Source organism: Enterococcus sp. DIV0294, from assembly GCF_050558155.1.
Lineage (GTDB): Bacteria > Bacillota > Bacilli > Lactobacillales > Enterococcaceae > Enterococcus > Enterococcus faecalis.
In genome coordinates this window covers 1,538,474-1,555,369 of record NZ_CP187889.1, presented here as the reverse complement: position 1 = coordinate 1,555,369, position 16,896 = coordinate 1,538,474, and the positions used below count along the sequence as shown (strand labels likewise).

13 protein-coding genes are annotated in these 16,896 nt (G+C 39.5%); 12 read left to right on the top strand and 1 reads right to left on the bottom strand.

Annotated elements, in window-relative coordinates:
- From IGJ20_RS07660 to IGJ20_RS07625, 8 genes are all read left to right on the top strand, one after another.
- The gene (locus IGJ20_RS07660; protein WP_002364043.1) at positions 1-1,080 is read left to right on the top strand and encodes a carbamoyl phosphate synthase small subunit; all 1,080 of its coding nucleotides are present in this window, start codon (positions 1-3) and stop codon (positions 1,078-1,080) included.
- Positions 1,080-4,262, top strand: a complete 3,183-nt coding sequence (gene carB, locus IGJ20_RS07655; RefSeq protein ID WP_002361908.1) for a carbamoyl-phosphate synthase large subunit — start codon at positions 1,080-1,082, stop codon at positions 4,260-4,262. The genes IGJ20_RS07660 and carB overlap by 1 nt, the downstream gene beginning before the upstream one ends.
- Positions 4,263-4,369: 107 nt before the next feature.
- Positions 4,370-5,161 carry a dihydroorotate dehydrogenase electron transfer subunit gene (locus IGJ20_RS07650; protein ID WP_002365731.1) on the top strand — a complete coding sequence of 264 codons (792 nt, stop codon included), beginning with the start codon at positions 4,370-4,372 and terminating at the stop codon, positions 5,159-5,161.
- Positions 5,158-6,096 carry a dihydroorotate dehydrogenase gene (locus IGJ20_RS07645; RefSeq protein WP_002369312.1) on the top strand — a complete coding sequence of 313 codons (939 nt, stop codon included), beginning with the start codon at positions 5,158-5,160 and terminating at the stop codon, positions 6,094-6,096. Before IGJ20_RS07650 ends, IGJ20_RS07645 begins: the two co-directional genes overlap by 4 nt.
- Entirely contained in the window at positions 6,086-6,799 is a 714-nt protein-coding gene (pyrF, locus tag IGJ20_RS07640) for an orotidine-5'-phosphate decarboxylase (protein WP_002365730.1), read from the top strand. Before IGJ20_RS07645 ends, pyrF begins: the two co-directional genes overlap by 11 nt.
- A 1-nt stretch (position 6,800) precedes the next feature.
- Positions 6,801-7,433: an orotate phosphoribosyltransferase gene (gene pyrE, locus IGJ20_RS07635; protein ID WP_002357418.1), complete on the top strand. Its 633-nt coding sequence runs from the start codon at positions 6,801-6,803 to the stop codon at positions 7,431-7,433.
- Between the two features lie 182 nt (positions 7,434-7,615).
- The gene (locus tag IGJ20_RS07630; RefSeq protein ID WP_002399017.1) at positions 7,616-8,329 is read left to right on the top strand and encodes a carbonic anhydrase; all 714 of its coding nucleotides are present in this window, start codon (positions 7,616-7,618) and stop codon (positions 8,327-8,329) included.
- Positions 8,330-8,347: 18 nt separating this feature from the next.
- Positions 8,348-9,277 (top strand): LysR family transcriptional regulator, encoded by a 930-nt coding sequence (locus IGJ20_RS07625; protein WP_002361904.1) that lies wholly within the window; start codon positions 8,348-8,350, stop codon positions 9,275-9,277.
- Positions 9,278-9,325: 48 nt separating this feature from the next.
- Here IGJ20_RS07625 and IGJ20_RS07620 read toward each other — a convergent pair whose 3' ends face one another.
- The gene (locus IGJ20_RS07620; RefSeq protein ID WP_002374726.1) at positions 9,326-10,372 is read right to left on the bottom strand and encodes a GntR family transcriptional regulator; all 1,047 of its coding nucleotides are present in this window, start codon (positions 10,370-10,372) and stop codon (positions 9,326-9,328) included.
- Positions 10,373-10,528: 156 nt separating this feature from the next.
- Here IGJ20_RS07620 and IGJ20_RS07615 point away from each other — a divergent pair, with 156 nt between their 5' ends.
- The 4 genes from IGJ20_RS07615 to IGJ20_RS07600 all read left to right on the top strand — a co-directional run bounded on the left by IGJ20_RS07615 (position 10,529) and on the right by IGJ20_RS07600 (position 16,861).
- A complete protein-coding gene (locus IGJ20_RS07615) occupies positions 10,529-11,818 on the top strand; it encodes a glycoside hydrolase family 125 protein (RefSeq protein ID WP_002357422.1) in 1,290 nt (429 codons plus the stop codon).
- Positions 11,819-11,829: 11 nt separating this feature from the next.
- Positions 11,830-14,520, top strand: coding sequence for an alpha-mannosidase (locus IGJ20_RS07610; protein ID WP_010820022.1), 2,691 nt, complete (start codon positions 11,830-11,832; stop codon positions 14,518-14,520).
- A 161-nt stretch (positions 14,521-14,681) separates the two neighbouring features.
- A complete protein-coding gene (locus IGJ20_RS07605; RefSeq protein WP_002365726.1) occupies positions 14,682-15,860 on the top strand; it encodes a pyridoxal phosphate-dependent aminotransferase in 1,179 nt (392 codons plus the stop codon).
- Positions 15,861-15,970: 110 nt separating this feature from the next.
- Positions 15,971-16,861: a phosphate ABC transporter substrate-binding protein PstS family protein gene (locus IGJ20_RS07600; RefSeq protein WP_002357425.1), complete on the top strand. Its 891-nt coding sequence runs from the start codon at positions 15,971-15,973 to the stop codon at positions 16,859-16,861.
- The last annotated feature ends 35 nt before the right edge of the window (positions 16,862-16,896 follow it).

Sequence of the window (16,896 nt, the reverse complement as noted above, 5' to 3'; positions counted from 1 at the left end):
TTGAAAAGGTTATTGATTTTAGAAGACGGAACAGTATTTGAAGGAAAAGCGTTTGGTGCAGAAGGCAATGTAGTAGGAGAAGTTGTTTTTACTACTGGCATGACAGGTTACCAAGAAGCAATTACTGACCAAAGTTTTAATGGACAAATGATTACTTTTACGTATCCATTAGTTGGAAATTACGGGGTCAACCGAGATGATTATGAATCCATTGCACCAACCTGTAAAGGTGTCATTGTTAAAGAGCATGCGCGGGTTGCTTCAAATTGGCGTCAACAAATGACCTTGGATGAATTTTTAAAGCGCAAAGGGATTCCGGGAATTTCAGGAATTGATACGCGTGCGCTGACTCGTAAGTTACGATCAGCTGGAACAATGAAAGGGAGCATCATTGATGCCGTGGATGATTTGCCGCATGCATTTGATCAACTAAAAGCGACGGTCATGCCGAAAAATCAAGTGGCACAAGTCTCCACCACTAAACCTTATCCGAGTCCAGGTATTGGGCGTAATGTAGTCGTCGTTGATTTCGGGTTGAAACATAGTATTTTGCGAGAATTATCAAAACGGCAATGCAACTTAACCGTGTTGCCTTATAATACAACGGCCGAAGAGATTTTAGAATTAAGTCCCGATGGTGTCATGTTGACAAATGGGCCTGGAGATCCCAAAGATGTGCCTGAAGCTATTGAAATGATTCAAGAAATCCAAGGAAAAGTTCCAATTTTCGGCATCTGCTTAGGTCATCAGTTATTTTCATTAGCAAATGGTGCGGATACGTATAAGATGAAGTTTGGACATCGCGGTTTGAATCATCCTGTACGAGAAATTGCAACAGGACGCATTGATTTCACTTCACAAAATCACGGATATGCCGTAGATGAAGCAACAATTGATCCAGAAAAATTACTTGTGACCCACGTGGAAGTCAATGATGGAACGGTTGAAGGCGTGCGTCATCGAGATTATCCAGCTTTTACTGTGCAATATCACCCAGATGCGGCTCCAGGACCGCACGATGGTCTTCATTTATTTGACGAATTTATGGAATTAATGGATGCATGGAAGGAGCAAAACTAATGCCAAAACGAACGGACATCAAGAAAATCATGGTGATTGGTTCAGGACCAATCATTATTGGACAAGCAGCAGAATTTGACTATGCAGGCACACAAGCCTGTTTAGCGCTAAAAGAAGAAGGGTATGAAGTTGTCTTAGTAAACTCAAATCCAGCGACTATCATGACCGATAAGGAAATCGCGGATCATGTTTATATCGAACCGATTACTTTAGAATTTGTTTCAAGAATTTTGCGAAAAGAACGTCCTGATGCTCTTCTACCAACATTAGGTGGTCAAACTGGATTAAATATGGCGATGGAATTATCGGAATCAGGAATTTTAGATGAGCTAAATGTAGAATTGCTAGGAACAAAGCTCAGTGCGATTGACCAAGCGGAAGACCGTGATTTATTTAAACAATTGATGGAAGAATTAGAACAACCGATTCCAGAAAGTGAAATTGTCAATACGGTGGAACAAGCCGTGGCTTTTGCCAAACGAATTGGTTATCCAATTATCGTTCGTCCCGCATTTACCTTAGGTGGAACAGGCGGCGGCATGTGCGATACGGAAGAAGAACTCCGCCAAATTGCTGAAAATGGTCTGAAATTATCACCAGTTACACAATGTTTAATTGAAAAAAGTATTGCTGGTTTTAAAGAAATTGAATATGAAGTGATGCGTGACTCGGCTGATAATGCGATTGTGGTTTGTAACATGGAAAACTTTGATCCTGTCGGCATTCACACTGGGGATTCGATTGTTTTTGCTCCGAGTCAAACCTTATCAGATTATGAATACCAAATGTTGCGAGATGCGTCTTTGAAAATTATTCGTGCATTAAAAATTGAAGGTGGCTGTAATGTTCAATTAGCTTTGGATCCACATAGCTTTAATTATTATGTGATTGAAGTTAATCCTCGTGTTTCTCGTTCATCTGCACTTGCTAGTAAAGCCACAGGGTATCCAATTGCGAAGTTAGCCGCAAAAATTGCTGTTGGTTTAACATTAGATGAAATGAAAAATCCAGTTACTGGAACCACTTATGCCGAATTTGAACCGGCTTTGGACTATGTTGTTTCCAAAATTCCTCGTTGGCCTTTTGACAAATTTGAAAAAGGTGCTCGAGAACTAGGAACGCAAATGAAAGCAACCGGGGAAGTCATGGCAATTGGCCGCAATATTGAAGAATCCTTATTAAAAGCAGTTCGTTCTTTAGAAATTGGTGCTTATCACAACGAATTAGCAGAACTAAGTCATGTCAGTGATCTGGAATTAACGAAGAAAATGGTTCATGCGCAAGATGATCGATTGTTCTACTTATCAGAAGCCATTCGCAGAGGATATAGCATCGAAGAATTACAAAGTTTAACGAAAATTGATTTATTCTTCTTGGATAAACTTTTACACATTATCGAAATTGAAACGACCCTTGAAAGTCACGTGGACAACGTAGCTGTCTTGAAAGAAGCCAAACAAAATGGCTTTTCTGATCGGAAAATCGCAGCACTTTGGGGACAAACAGAACAAGCCATCGCTGACTTCCGCAGAGCCAATCAAATTGTGCCCGTCTATAAAATGGTGGATACGTGTGCTGCAGAGTTTGAATCACACACGCCTTATTTTTATAGCACGTATGAAGTGGAAAACGAAAGCAATGTTTCGAAAAAGCCTTCTGTACTAGTATTAGGTTCTGGTCCCATTCGCATTGGTCAAGGGGTCGAGTTTGATTATGCAACGGTTCATTCTGTCAAAGCGATCCAAGCGGCTGGTTATGAAGCAATTATTATGAATAGTAATCCTGAAACAGTTTCAACAGATTTCTCTGTTTCTGATAAATTATACTTTGAGCCATTAACTTTAGAAGACGTCATGAATGTGATTGATTTAGAAAATCCGATTGGCGTGATCGTCCAATTTGGTGGACAAACAGCGATTAATTTAGCTGAGCCGCTCACAAAACAAGGCGTTAAAATTCTTGGAACAACGATTGAAGATTTAGATCGTGCGGAAAATCGTGATTTATTTGAACAAGCTTTGCAAGAGTTAGAGATTCCTCAACCACCAGGAGATACGGCCACAAGTGCAGAAGAAGCAGTCGTGATTGCTGATCGTATCGGCTATCCCGTTTTAGTGCGTCCAAGTTATGTTTTAGGTGGTCGTGCAATGGAAATTGTCGAAAATCAAAAGGATTTGGAAGATTATATGCGACATGCAGTCAAAGCTTCTCCAGAACATCCTGTCTTGGTTGATAGCTATTTATTGGGACAAGAATGTGAAGTTGATGCCATTTGTGATGGTGAAACAGTACTAATTCCAGGGATTATGGAACATATTGAACGAGCTGGCGTTCATTCTGGCGATTCAATGGCGGTTTATCCACCGCAGTATCTTTCTCAAGAAATTCAGGCAACAATTGCCGATTATACAAAAAAACTAGCACTTGGTTTAAACTGTGTAGGCATGATGAATATTCAATTTGTTATTCATGAAAATCGTGTTTATGTGATTGAAGTGAATCCTCGTGCGAGTCGAACAGTTCCTTTCTTAAGTAAAATCACAGGGATTCCGATGGCCCAAGTTGCTACAAAAGCGATTCTTGGTGAGAAACTGACTGACCTAGGATATCAAGATGGATTATACCCTGAAAGTAAACAAGTTCATGTGAAAGCCCCTGTGTTCTCCTTTACGAAACTACAAAAAGTAGATACGTACTTAGGGCCTGAAATGAAATCAACTGGGGAAGTTATGGGTAGTGATTATTATTTAGAAAAAGCCTTGTATAAAGCCTTTGAAGCATCTGGCTTGCATTTGCCAAGTTATGGAGCTGTACTTTTCACCATTGCTGATGAAACAAAAGAAGAGGCGTTAGAAATTGCTAAGCGTTTTTCAGCAATTGGCTATAGTTTAGTCGCAACGGAAGGAACCGCTGACTTTTTAGCGAAGCATCAGTTGCCTGTTAAGAAAGTGACGAAAATTTCTAATCCTGAAGGGGAAACCGTGCTGGATGTCATTCGTAATGGGAATGCACAAGTGGTAATCAATACCATGGATAAAAATCGTTCCAGTGCCAACCAAGATGGGTTTTCAATCCGTCGGGAAGCAGTCGAACATGGGATTCCATTGTTTACCTCACTTGACACAGCGAATGCGATTTTAAAAGTTTTAGAATCAAGAGCCTTTACGACAGAAGCCATTTAAGCAAAAATCTGGAACAATCGTCTGAGGAGGACTGTTCCAGATTCTTTTACGAAGAAATAGAAAATCATTTATAGGGGAATCAGAGAATAAAGGAGTGAAGGATACTGATGCAGAGAAAGCAAGAAATGATGACCATTGTAGCTCAAAAACAGTTAGCGCCACGGATTTATCAGTTAGACTTACAAGGCGAGTTAGTGAAAGAGATGACACGACCTGGACAGTTTGTGCATATCAAGGTTCCGCGTGCAGATTTACTTTTGCGGCGACCGATTAGCATCAACCAAATTGATCATTCGAACGAAACCTGTCGTTTGATTTATCGAGTCGAAGGCGCTGGAACGGAAGTGTTTGCCACCATGAAGGCTGGTGAACAATTAGATATTTTAGGTCCTTTAGGAAACGGCTTTGATATAACTACCGTAGCAGCTGGTCAAACTGCTTTTATCGTTGGCGGAGGAATCGGGATTCCCCCATTGTATGAATTATCAAAACAACTCAATGAAAAAGGCGTGAAAGTGATTCATTTTCTTGGTTATGCATCAAAAGAGGTTGCTTATTACCAACAAGAATTTATGGCATTAGGAGAAACACATTTTGCCACAGATGACGGCTCGTTTGGCGCTCATGGCAACGTGGGCCGTTTATTGTCAGAAGCGTTAGCAAAAGGACGGATCCCTGATGCAGTTTATGCTTGTGGTGCGAATGGTATGTTAAAAGCAATTGATTCTTTATTTCCAACACATCCACACGTTTACCTTTCTTTAGAAGAACGGATGGCCTGTGGAATTGGGGCTTGCTATGCCTGCGTTTGCCATAAAAAAGGAGACACTACTGGAGCAAAAAGTGTCAAGGTCTGTGATGAAGGTCCGATTTTTAAAGCAAGTGAGGTTATCTTATGATGAAAAATCCTTTAGCTGTTTCAATTCCAGGTTTAACATTAAAAAATCCAATTATTCCCGCCAGTGGTTGCTTTGGGTTCGGGGAAGAATATGCTAACTATTATGACCTTGATCAATTAGGTTCAATTATGATTAAGGCAACAACGCCCCAAGCACGATATGGAAATCCCACGCCACGTGTAGCTGAAACACCTAGTGGTATGCTAAATGCCATTGGATTGCAGAATCCAGGTTTAGAAGTGGTGATGCAAGAAAAATTACCGAAATTAGAAAAATACCCTAACTTACCGATTATCGCAAATGTTGCAGGTGCTTGCGAAGAGGACTATGTGGCTGTTTGCGCAAAAATTGGGCAAGCGCCTAACGTCAAAGCAATTGAATTGAATATTTCCTGTCCTAATGTGAAACATGGCGGCATAGCTTTTGGTACAGATCCAGAGGTTGCTTTTCAATTAACACAAGCAGTCAAAAAAGTCGCCTCTGTTCCGATTTATGTTAAACTATCACCAAACGTAACGGACATTGTGCCGATCGCCCAAGCAATTGAAGCAGGGGGCGCAGACGGTTTTTCTATGATTAATACATTGCTCGGGATGCGCATTGATTTAAAAACGAGAAAACCTATTTTAGCCAATCAAACTGGTGGACTATCTGGACCAGCCATTAAACCTGTTGCTATTCGCTTAATCCGACAAGTCGCCAGTGTTTCTCAGTTGCCAATTATTGGAATGGGCGGTGTTCAAACAGTGGATGATGTCTTGGAAATGTTCATGGCAGGTGCTAGCGCTGTCGGTGTTGGTACGGCCAATTTTACAGATCCATATATTTGTCCGAAGTTGATTGACGGATTACCTAAGCGAATGGAAGAGTTAGGTATTGAATCGTTGGAACAATTAATTAAAGAAGTGAGAGAGGGGCAGCAAAATGCACGATAGACCAATTATTGCGTTAGATTTTCCCACGCAAAAAGAAGTGGCTGTTTTTTTAGAAAAATTTCCTAAGGAAGAAGCCTTGTTTGTTAAAGTGGGAATGGAACTTTTTTACGCAGAAGGACCAGCGATTGTTCGCTGGCTTAAAGAACAAGGACATGATGTTTTCTTGGATTTAAAATTACATGATATTCCGAATACTGTGGAAAAAGCGATGACAAATTTAGCAAAATTAGGCGTTGCCATTACCAATGTCCATGCAGCAGGGGGCGTTCGAATGATGCAAGCAGCTAAGGAAGGTCTAATCAAAGGGACTCAGCCAGGCGCTAAGGTTCCTGAGTTAATTGCTGTAACCCAGTTGACTTCTACTAGTGAAGAAGAGATGCACCATGATCAATTAATCAACGTTTCTTTAGAGACAAGTGTCATTCATTATGCTAAATGTGCGGAAAAAGCGGGTCTGGATGGCGTGGTTTGTTCAGCATTAGAAGCACGTGGTATTCAAGAAGCAACCAAGCAAACGTTTATTTGCTTAACACCTGGTATTCGTCCAGCAGGAAGTGCAGTAGGTGACCAACAACGGGTCGTTACGCCGCAACATGCTCGCGAAATCGGGTCCACATATATCGTTGTTGGCCGACCTATTACCCAAGCAGAAAATCCTTACGAAGCCTATCAAGAAATCAAAAAAGACTGGAGCGGAAAGTAACATGACAAAAGTAGCAAAAAAGATTGCCAAAGATTTATTAGATATTGAAGCGGTATTTTTAAACCCTAATGAGCCGTTTACCTGGGCTAGTGGCATAAAAAGCCCGATTTATTGTGATAACCGTATCACGATGAGTTATCCTGCTGTGCGTAAAGAAATTGCAGAAGGCTTAGCGGCAAAAATTAAAGAAACTTTCCCAGAAGTCGAAGTGATTGCTGGGACAGCTACCGCAGGGATTCCACATGCGGCATGGGTAGCCGATATTTTAGGATTACCAATGGTTTATATCCGCAGTAAAGCCAAAGATCACGGCAAAGGGAATCAAATTGAAGGCCGAATTTCTGAAGGACAAAAAATGGTAGTTATCGAGGATTTAATTTCAACCGGCGGTAGCGTTTTAGAAGCGGCAGAAGCGGCGGAACGTGAAGGAGCAACGGTTTTAGGCGTTGCGGCAATCTTCACTTATGAGTTACCCAAAGGAACGGCAAATTTTGCAGATAAACAGATGACGTTACTAACGTTAACCAATTATTCAACTTTAATTGATGCTGCATTAGAAGCAAATTATATCGAAGAAAAAGATGTTACCTTATTACAAGAATGGAAAAAAGATCCTGAAAACTGGGGCAAATAAACGTTGAACTAAAGATAGTTCTTGTCGTCTGATTTTTAGTGTCATTTTCAGTAACCAGATTTAACGGTAGGAGAACTTAGGTCATTTGCCGAGGAGCGTAATGATCTAAGTTCTTTTGTTTGACGTAGAAAAGATGTTAGGATAGAGTTTTAACATGAGTTTTACCTGATTACTATGTGGAAATGAAGGAAGAGTGTATGAAAAAAATAAAAAATATGGACGTTGAATGGAGCTATACAGGCAACGATGGACCGGAACATTGGCATACGCTATGTGACTGGTTTGCAGAAGGTGCTAAGTTTGCTTATCAATCGCCAATTGCTTTAGAAAAAGAAAGTGCTGAGACAGTAAATTCTCAGATTACGTTTCATTATAAAAAAGAAGAATTCACTGAAAAGGAATTCAAAAATACGTTTCATTTTGTACCACCAAATACGGAAAGTTACGTAATGTTTGAAAATGTTGCGTATCATTTAACCGATATTCATTTTCATATGCCTAGCGAACATTTGCTATCGGGAAAGCAGTATCCGCTAGAATTCCATTTGGTTCATATGAATGATGCTGGCGAAAATTTAGTTGTCGGTTGCCTGTTTACCATCACAGAGGAAGAAAATCGTTTTTCAGAAGCGAATCATCCGATGGACTGGGAAAACGGCACGCACCAACAATGGTTTAATCCGTCAATCTTTTTACCAGAGGAGCGTCTATACTACCATTATGTAGGCTCGTTAACAACACCGCCAACTAAGGGTCCAGTGAAATGGTTTGTATTTGATACCATTCAAAAAATGGATCAAGCCTTTTTAAATAAGATCAAGGAAGGTATGTTGGCCTTTAATAATCGGCCCCTTCAGCCGTTGAATGGGCGTAAGATTTATTTTTCAAATGATTAGTGTGTGGAGGAAAAAGTGTTGAATATTCAACAAATGAAGTATGTTGCTGCCATAGCTAACAATGGGAGTTTTCGGGAAGCAGCCAAAAAACTATTTATTACACAACCTAGCTTGTCAAATAGTATTCGAGAATTAGAAGAAGAACTAGGGATTTCCCTCTTTTTACGTACCAATAAGGGCGCTTTTTTAACAGAAGAAGGAATGGTTTTTTTAGAACAAGCAGAGAAAGTCTTAGTTCAAATGGAGTTATTGGAAAATCGCTATCGCGAGACAGTGACCAGCGAACGATTCTCCATCTCTTCGCAACATTACGATTTTTTAGGTGAGGTAATTGCCAAAGTTCTTAAAAAGTATGGGGATCAATATAAAGATTTTCGTGTCTTTGAGACCACAACCTTAAAAGTAATTGAAGACGTCAAAGGATTTCACAGTGAATTGGGGATTATTTATTTAAATGAACAAAATAGTGTCAGTATTGAACGGTATTTAGAACAAGCTAATCTAGCCTACGAGGTAATTAGTACTTTTAATACACACATTTTTTTAGGAAATCATCATCCTTTAGCCAAGCAAAAAGAAATTCATTTAGAGGAATTAGTTCCCTATCCACAAGTTCGCTTTAATCAAGAAGGAAGCAATTTTTCCTATTTTTCTGAAGATTTAGTTGAAATTCCTGAACAGGAATCGGTCATTCATACTACGGATCGTGGAACTTTAATGAATTTGTTGGTAGAAACCAATGCTTATGCTTCTGGTTCAGGTGTCGTAACGGGTTTTACGAAGAAAGAAATTCGGTTAGTGCCATTGGCGCCAGCTTTGGAAAATCGTATTTGTTTACTCTTTCCCAAAAATCGGGAAATCAGTCCGATTGGTCGCTACTTTATCAAAGAACTAAAAGCGTTGTTTAAAAAAGAGGTAGATACCAAAACGTTTAGCACTAAGGAATAAAAAGAAGGAACTATCAGTGAGTTGACTGATAGTTCCTTCTTTTTTGGCTCATTTTGAAACAGTAGAAATGGTTTCTCTTTCAATTAATGTTACAGGCACTTGAATGTCTTCTATGATTTGAAGGTCTTGTTGCATCGTTTGTAATAACACTTCACCAGCTAGTTTTCCCATTTCTTTAAAGTCTTGCGCCATGGTTGTTAATGGCGGTTCGACAAATGCTGCTGCTTGAATATCGTCAAAACCAATAATCGATAATTCTTCTGGCACATGAATACCTAGGTTTTTACAGTTTCGTAAACAATGTAACGCGCTGAAGTCATTATCGCAGACCACGGCTGTGAGTTGGTGCGCCTCAAAATACTGTTTAAAGTTGTGTTCATCTAAGAGATTGGTTTCTGTGATTGCTGTATGGAACGCCAGATTGGCTTCTTTTAAAGCTTGGAGATAACCTAAATAACGTTGCCGAACGGATTGTAGGGCTGGACTTCCTGAAAGGATATATCCAATTTTTGTATGTCCTAAGCCAATTAAGCGTTCGGTTGCTGTTTTACCACCAGCAAAGTTGTCTGATTGAATGGTTGCAAAAGGTAAATCATGGATCTTTTTATCCAAGACAACGACTGGAAAATTCATCAAAGCCAACTCAAACAATAAGTCGAGGTAGTCATTACTAGTAGCAGCATAATAGACAAGCCCGGCAAACTCATTCACAATGTCCGCAGCATTTTTCTCTCTCAAAAAATTAGGCGAGGTCATAAAGACTTCTAAACCAGCTGCTTGAATAGTAGGGGCCAAACCGCTATAGAAATTTCCTACTGATAAATCGTCTGCAAAAGGCAATAAAAAAAGAACTTTATTTAAAGAGGTATGAAGAGGATGCTTTGGCGCTTGAACAAAACTTCCTTTTCCTTGGTGACGTTGGATTACGCCTTGCGTTTCCAACTCAGTTAGCGCTCGTTTGGACGTAATTCTACTGACGTTAAACTGAGCCGATAATTCTTTTTCGGTAGGCACTTGCGCTCCAACAGGCAATCGCCCTGAATCAATTTCATTTTGTAAATAATCAATAATTTGTTGATATAATGGTTGCTTCATTCATTTCACCTCACAATAAGATATATCTTATTTATAGTTTACCATAAATTAATTGGTTTTAAAATGAAAAAAATGATCGAAATCACTAGACAAAGTGAAATGTAAACGCTATAATTCAATTGTTAAATGATATATCAAATTTAAGAGGTGACGAGAATGGTTTATACAGAAGTTCCAAAATCCGTAGCAACATTTATGGAGACAATTACAGAAAAATGCGGTGAAGCACATCAAGATTGGGCAAAAAACTTTCAGGCGGCCTTTGCCAATACTTTATTAACAACAGTGAAACGTCAAGAAGATGGTACTACCTTTTTATTAACAGGCGATATTCCAGCAATGTGGTTGAGAGACTCAACAGCGCAAGTTCGTCCCTATTTAGTGATTGCGAAAGAAGACGAAGATCTTGCTCAAATGATTGCTGGGTTGGTTAAGCGCCAGTTTCGTTATATTTGCATTGATCCTTATGCCAATGCGTTTAATGAAACAGATAATCATGCAGGCCATCAAACTGATAAGACCGAAATGAATGGCTGGATTTGGGAACGGAAATATGAAATTGATTCATTATGTTACCCGGTCCAATTAGCCTATTTACTTTATAAAAATACTGGGATGACCGAACAATTTAATTCAGATTTTGTGGAAGGCGTCAAAAAAATTCTCAACGTTTTTACAACAGAACAAGATCACGCACAGTCACCTTATTTATTTGAACGAGATACGTGGCGTCAAGAAGATACGTTGGTTGAAGCAGGGAAAGGAACGCCAGTCGGCAAAACAGGGATGACATGGTCAGGCTTCCGTCCTAGTGATGATGCCTGCCAATATGGTTACTTAGTTCCTTCTAATATGTTTGCAGTCGTAATTTTAGGCTATATTCAAGAAATTTTCTCTGATGTTTTAGAAGATGCTACGATTGTGGCGATTGCTAAAAAATTACAAGAAGAGATTGAAGAAGGCATCCAAACATTTGGACGAACAAAAAATCAAAATAACGAAACGATTTATGCGTATGAAGTGGATGGCTTAGGCAATGCAAGCGTGATGGATGACAGTAATGTTCCCAATTTAGTAGCAGCCCCTTATCTGGGTTATTGTTCAACAGAGGATGAACAATATTTAACAACGCGTCAAACCTTATTAAGTAAAGAAAATCCTTACTTCTATGAAGGCAAATACGCGAAAGGGATTGGTAGCTCGCATACACCAGAAAATTACGTGTGGCCGATTGCTTTAGCAATGGAAGGAATGACAACCAAAGATAAAGCTGAAAAAGAACGAATTTTAGATTTATTAGTTGCCACAGATGCGGGGACTCATTTGATGCATGAAGGTTTTGACGTAGATAATCCTGAAAATTATACAAGAGAATGGTTTTCATGGGCTAATATGATGTTTTGTGAATTAGTTATGGATTATTTTGACATCCGAGTGGAAAAATAGGAGGAAAAGTGATGACAAAGAAAAAAGTCTATATTGTTTCCCATAGTCATTGGGATCGTGAATGGTATCTTCCTTATGAAGAACATCATATGCGCTTAATTGAATTAGTGGATAATGTATTAGATTTAATTGAAAATGATCCAGAGTTTAACAGTTTCCATTTAGATGGACAAACGATTATCTTAGACGACTATTTACAAGTTCGCCCAGAGAAAAAAGAAGCCGTGAAAAAAGCTGTCCAAGCAGGCAAACTAAAAATCGGACCATTTTATATTTTACAAGATGACTTTTTAATTAGCTCTGAATCCAATGTTCGAAACATGCTGATTGGGCATTTAGAAAGTCAAAAATGGGGAGCACCAGTTCAATTAGGTTACTTCCCGGATACATTTGGTAACATGGGTCAAACGCCTCAAATGATGCAATTAGCAAATCTGCCTGCGGCTGCCTTTGGACGCGGGGTGAAACCGATTGGCTTTGATAACCAAGTCTTAGAAAGCGACTATAGCTCACAATATTCTGAAATGTGGTGGGAAGGTCCTGACCAAACGAAAATTTTCGGCTTGCTTTTTGCGAACTGGTATAGTAACGGGAACGAAATTCCTTCAGAAAAAGAAGCGGCAATCGCTTTTTGGAAACAAAAATTGGCTGATGTGGAACGTTACGCTTCCACAAACCATTTATTGATGATGAATGGGGTCGACCACCAACCTGTACAAAGAGATATTACTAAGGCCATCGCTTTAGCCAATGAACTATTCCCAGAATATGAATTTATTCATTCCAATTTCGATGACTATTTGAAAGCTGTTCAAGAGGAGTTACCAGAAGATTTAGGAACAGTAACAGGCGAATTAACGAGTCAAGAAACGGATGGCTGGTACACATTAGCCAATACTTCTTCTGCTCGCGTCTATTTAAAACAGTGGAACACAAAAGTACAACGCCAATTAGAAAATATCGCAGAACCTTTAGCAGCAATGGCTTACGAAGTAACTGGCGACTACCCACATGACCAATTTGATTATGCTTGGAAAACATTGCTTCAAAACCATCCGCACGATAGCATTTGTGGCTGTTCTGTCGACGAGGTTCACCGAGGCATGATGACTCGCTTTGAAAATGCCAATGATGTCGGGCATTTCTTAGCAGATGAAGCAACACGACAATTAACAGAAGCAATTGATACAAGTGTTTTCCCAGAAAAAGCGCACCCGTTTGTTTTATTTAATACTAGTGGCTATCAGAAAACGGAGGTTGTCACTGTGGAAGTGGAGATTGAACGATTGCCATTTTATACAGGAAAACCGGAAGATCTTTATCATGAATTAAAACAAAAAGCGACACCAGATTATCAAGTGATTGATCCAACTGGAAAAGCCGTTGCAAGCCGTATTGTCAAAGAAGATGTTCGTTTTGGTTACGATTTACCTAAAGATGCTTTCCGTCAACCGTACATGGCTAAATACCTAACGGTCGAATTATCTGTCAAAGAAATGGCGCCATTCTCTTGGGATAGCTTTGCATTGATTCAAGGAGAAACGAAAGCTTTTGAAGGAAGTCTTTTGGCTCAACCAGCAACAAATGAAATGGAAAACGAATTTATTCAAGTGAAAATTGAAAACAATGGTAGCTTAACCATTGCTGACAAAAAAACAGGAGAAACATTTTCAAAATTGTTAACATTTGAAGATACTGGCGACATTGGGAATGAATATATCTTTTTCAAACCGACCGAAGACCAAGGAATTACAACCGAAAATGTAACGGCTGAAATTACGAATAAAGAAAATTCCCCTGTAAAAGCAAGTTATCAAATTAAACAAACCGTCATGTTACCAGTTTCAGCAGATGAACGATTAGAAGAAGAACAAAAGGCTGTTCGTGAGTTTAGAGAACGCCAAGCACAACGTTCAACGACGCTTCGCCCGTTCGAAATAACGACAGTGGTTACAATGATCAAAGAAAGTAACCAATTGTTCTTTGAAACAACCATTAATAATCAAATCAAAGATCATCGTTTACGCGTGCTTTTCCCAACTGGCATGGTCACAGAAACACACGAAGCGGATAGTATTTATGAAGTCGTGACACGACCAAATCAAGTAAGCGACACATGGGAAAATCCAACAAACCCGCAGCACCAACAAGCGTTTGTGAATGTTCATGACCAAAACAAAGGCGTGACTATCTTCAATGAAGGCTTAAATGAGTATGAAGTCTTGGCAGATGGAACCATTGCGGTCACATTAATTCGTTGTGTTGGCGAACTAGGTGATTGGGGCTATTTTGCGACACCAGAAGCACAATGCCAAGGAGAATATACCTTTAAATATGGTTTGTCATTGCATGGAAAACCAGAAGAACGCTTTGCTACGTATCAACAAGCCTATAGTGCACAAATTCCTTTTACTGCAGCTACTACTGCGCGTCATGAAGGTAAACTAGCACCGAACCATGTTTATTTGACAACGGCAGAAGGACCGATTGGTTGGACAGCCGTTAAACGTCAAGAGCAAACGAATCATTTAGTCGTTCGTGGCTTTAATCTAACAGCGCAAAATATTCCTTGCGAACTTCACAAAGAGACACAACCAGCGACTTGTTTAACAAATGTATTAGAAGAACCGTTGACACCAGCGATAGAAGTTGATGCACCATTACGTCCGTTTGAAATTCGGACATGGCGTTTCGAAAAATAAATAAATAGGAGAACTTTGTTGAAAAGGACAAAGTTCTCCTATTTTCTTTTCTGTCGTTTTTTTGAGATATTTATAATAAAAATCTAGCGAAACAATGAGAAAATCATTCATTTTACGGTCAATTTGTGCTACTATAACGTCAACTGAAGGAGTGAAGCTAAATGGATTTAACCAATCGTTTTAATCGTCAAGTAAATAAAATTGCTGTTTCTTTAATTCGTCAATTTGACGAACAAGTCTCAGGAATTGAAGGTATTTTAAAATTAACGCTAGGAGAGCCAGATTTTAACACACCTGAGCATGTCAAAAAAGCAGCCAAAGAAGCAATTGATGCGAATTTTTCTCATTATACAGGGATGTCTGGTTTGTTAGATGTTCGTGAAGCAGCCGCTTATTTTATGAAAGAAAAGTACCATTTGACTTACCAGCCTGCGACAGAAATTTTAGTAACAGTTGGAGCAACAGAAGCGATTTCAGCTTCGTTATTAGCAATTTTAGAACAAGGTGACAAAGTGCTATTGCCAGCACCTATTTACCCAGGGTATGAACCAATTATTACATTGGCGGGGGCGGAGCCGGTATATTTGGATACACGAGACAACGATTTTGTCTTGACCCCTGAAATGATTGAAGCGGCAATGGCCGAGCATGGGGAACAAGTCAAAGCAATTATTTTAAATTATCCTAGCAACCCAACTGGTGTCACCTATAACCGCCAAGAGTTGCAAGCAATTGCTGATGTTCTAAAAAAATACGACATTTTTGTGATTAGCGATGAAATTTATAGTGAGTTAACTTATGATGAGAGTCATGTTTCGATTGCTGAAATGTTACGTGACCAAACGATTTTAATTAACGGTTTGTCGAAATCACATGCCATGACAGGCTGGCGGATTGGCTTTATTTTTGCACCAGCGATTTTAACAGCGGAGATCATTAAAGTTCATCAGTATTTAGTTACTGCGGCTGCAACTGTGTCTCAAAAAGCGGCTGTTCGTGCCCTAATCGAAGGAATGCATGATGCTGAAATTATGAAAGAAGAGTATCGGAAACGGCGCGATTTTGTTTATGAACAGATGACTCAATTGGGGTTTGAAGTTGCGCGTCCAAATGGCGCCTTTTATATTTTTGCTAAGATTCCTACTGGTTATGAACAAGATTCTATGAAATTTTGTATTGATTTAGCGCAAAAAGAAGCAGTAGCGTTGATTCCAGGTATTTCTTTTGGTCCAGAAGCAGAAGGATACGTCCGAATTAGTTATGCGTCCGATATGGATAAATTAACAACGGCCATGGAACGAATTGCACATTACATGGCGACACAACGCGTAACGCACTAGCCTTTATAGATTCTTTACACACCTTTACCTTTTATTTACATTTAATTGAAACAGAATTAACAGAGTCTTGGTAGACTAAACTTGTAACTAATTGAAAAGGAAGTGCAAAGATGAAAAAACGTGTAATTGCAGCAACTATGCTGAGTCTAGGGTTATTATTAACTGGGTGCGGAGCTCAAGGAGGCACAACTGAAAAATCCAGCGAAGCGGATAGTAACAAACCAGTTAAAATTGTCGCTGTTGGTTCCACCGCTTTACAACCGTTAGTAGATGCTGCGAAAGATCAATTTACACAAGAACATCCTAATTATACAGTTTCTGTCCAAGGTGGCGGCAGCGGAACAGGACTTTCGCAAGTTGCAGATGGCGCAGTGACCATTGGAAATTCCGATGTGTTTGCCGAAGAGAAAGATGGCGTGGATGCCTCTAAATTAGTTGATCATCGGGTGGCCGTGGTCGGTATGGGACCAGTGGTCAACAAAGAAGTCGGCGTGAAGAATTTAACAAAGCAACAATTGATTGATGTCTTTACTGGCAAAGTCAAAAACTGGAAAGAAGTGGGCGGCAAAGATCAAGAAATCGTCGTAATAAACCGCGCAAACGGAAGTGGCACCCGAGCAACATTTGAAAAATGGGGCTTAGATGGAGCTAAACCAGTTCAATCACAAGAACAAGATTCTTCGGGAACAGTTCGTAAAATTGTTGAACAAACACCAGGAGCAATCAGCTATTTAGCTTTTTCTTATATGGATGATTCCACCGTTGCCTTAAGCATTGATGGTGTTGAACCAAAAGAAGAACACGTGAAAGACAATTCATGGAAAATCTGGTCTTATGAACATATGTATACAAAAGGGGAGCCTAATAAAGAAGTAAAAGCCTTCTTAGACTATATGGTCACCGATGATGTTCAAAAGACAATTGTCAAAGACTTAGGTTATTTAGCCATCACAGACATGCAAGTAGAACGTGATGTAAATGGAAAAGTAACTGAAAAATAAACAAAAAAACTCAGCCAATAAACAGGATTGGCTGA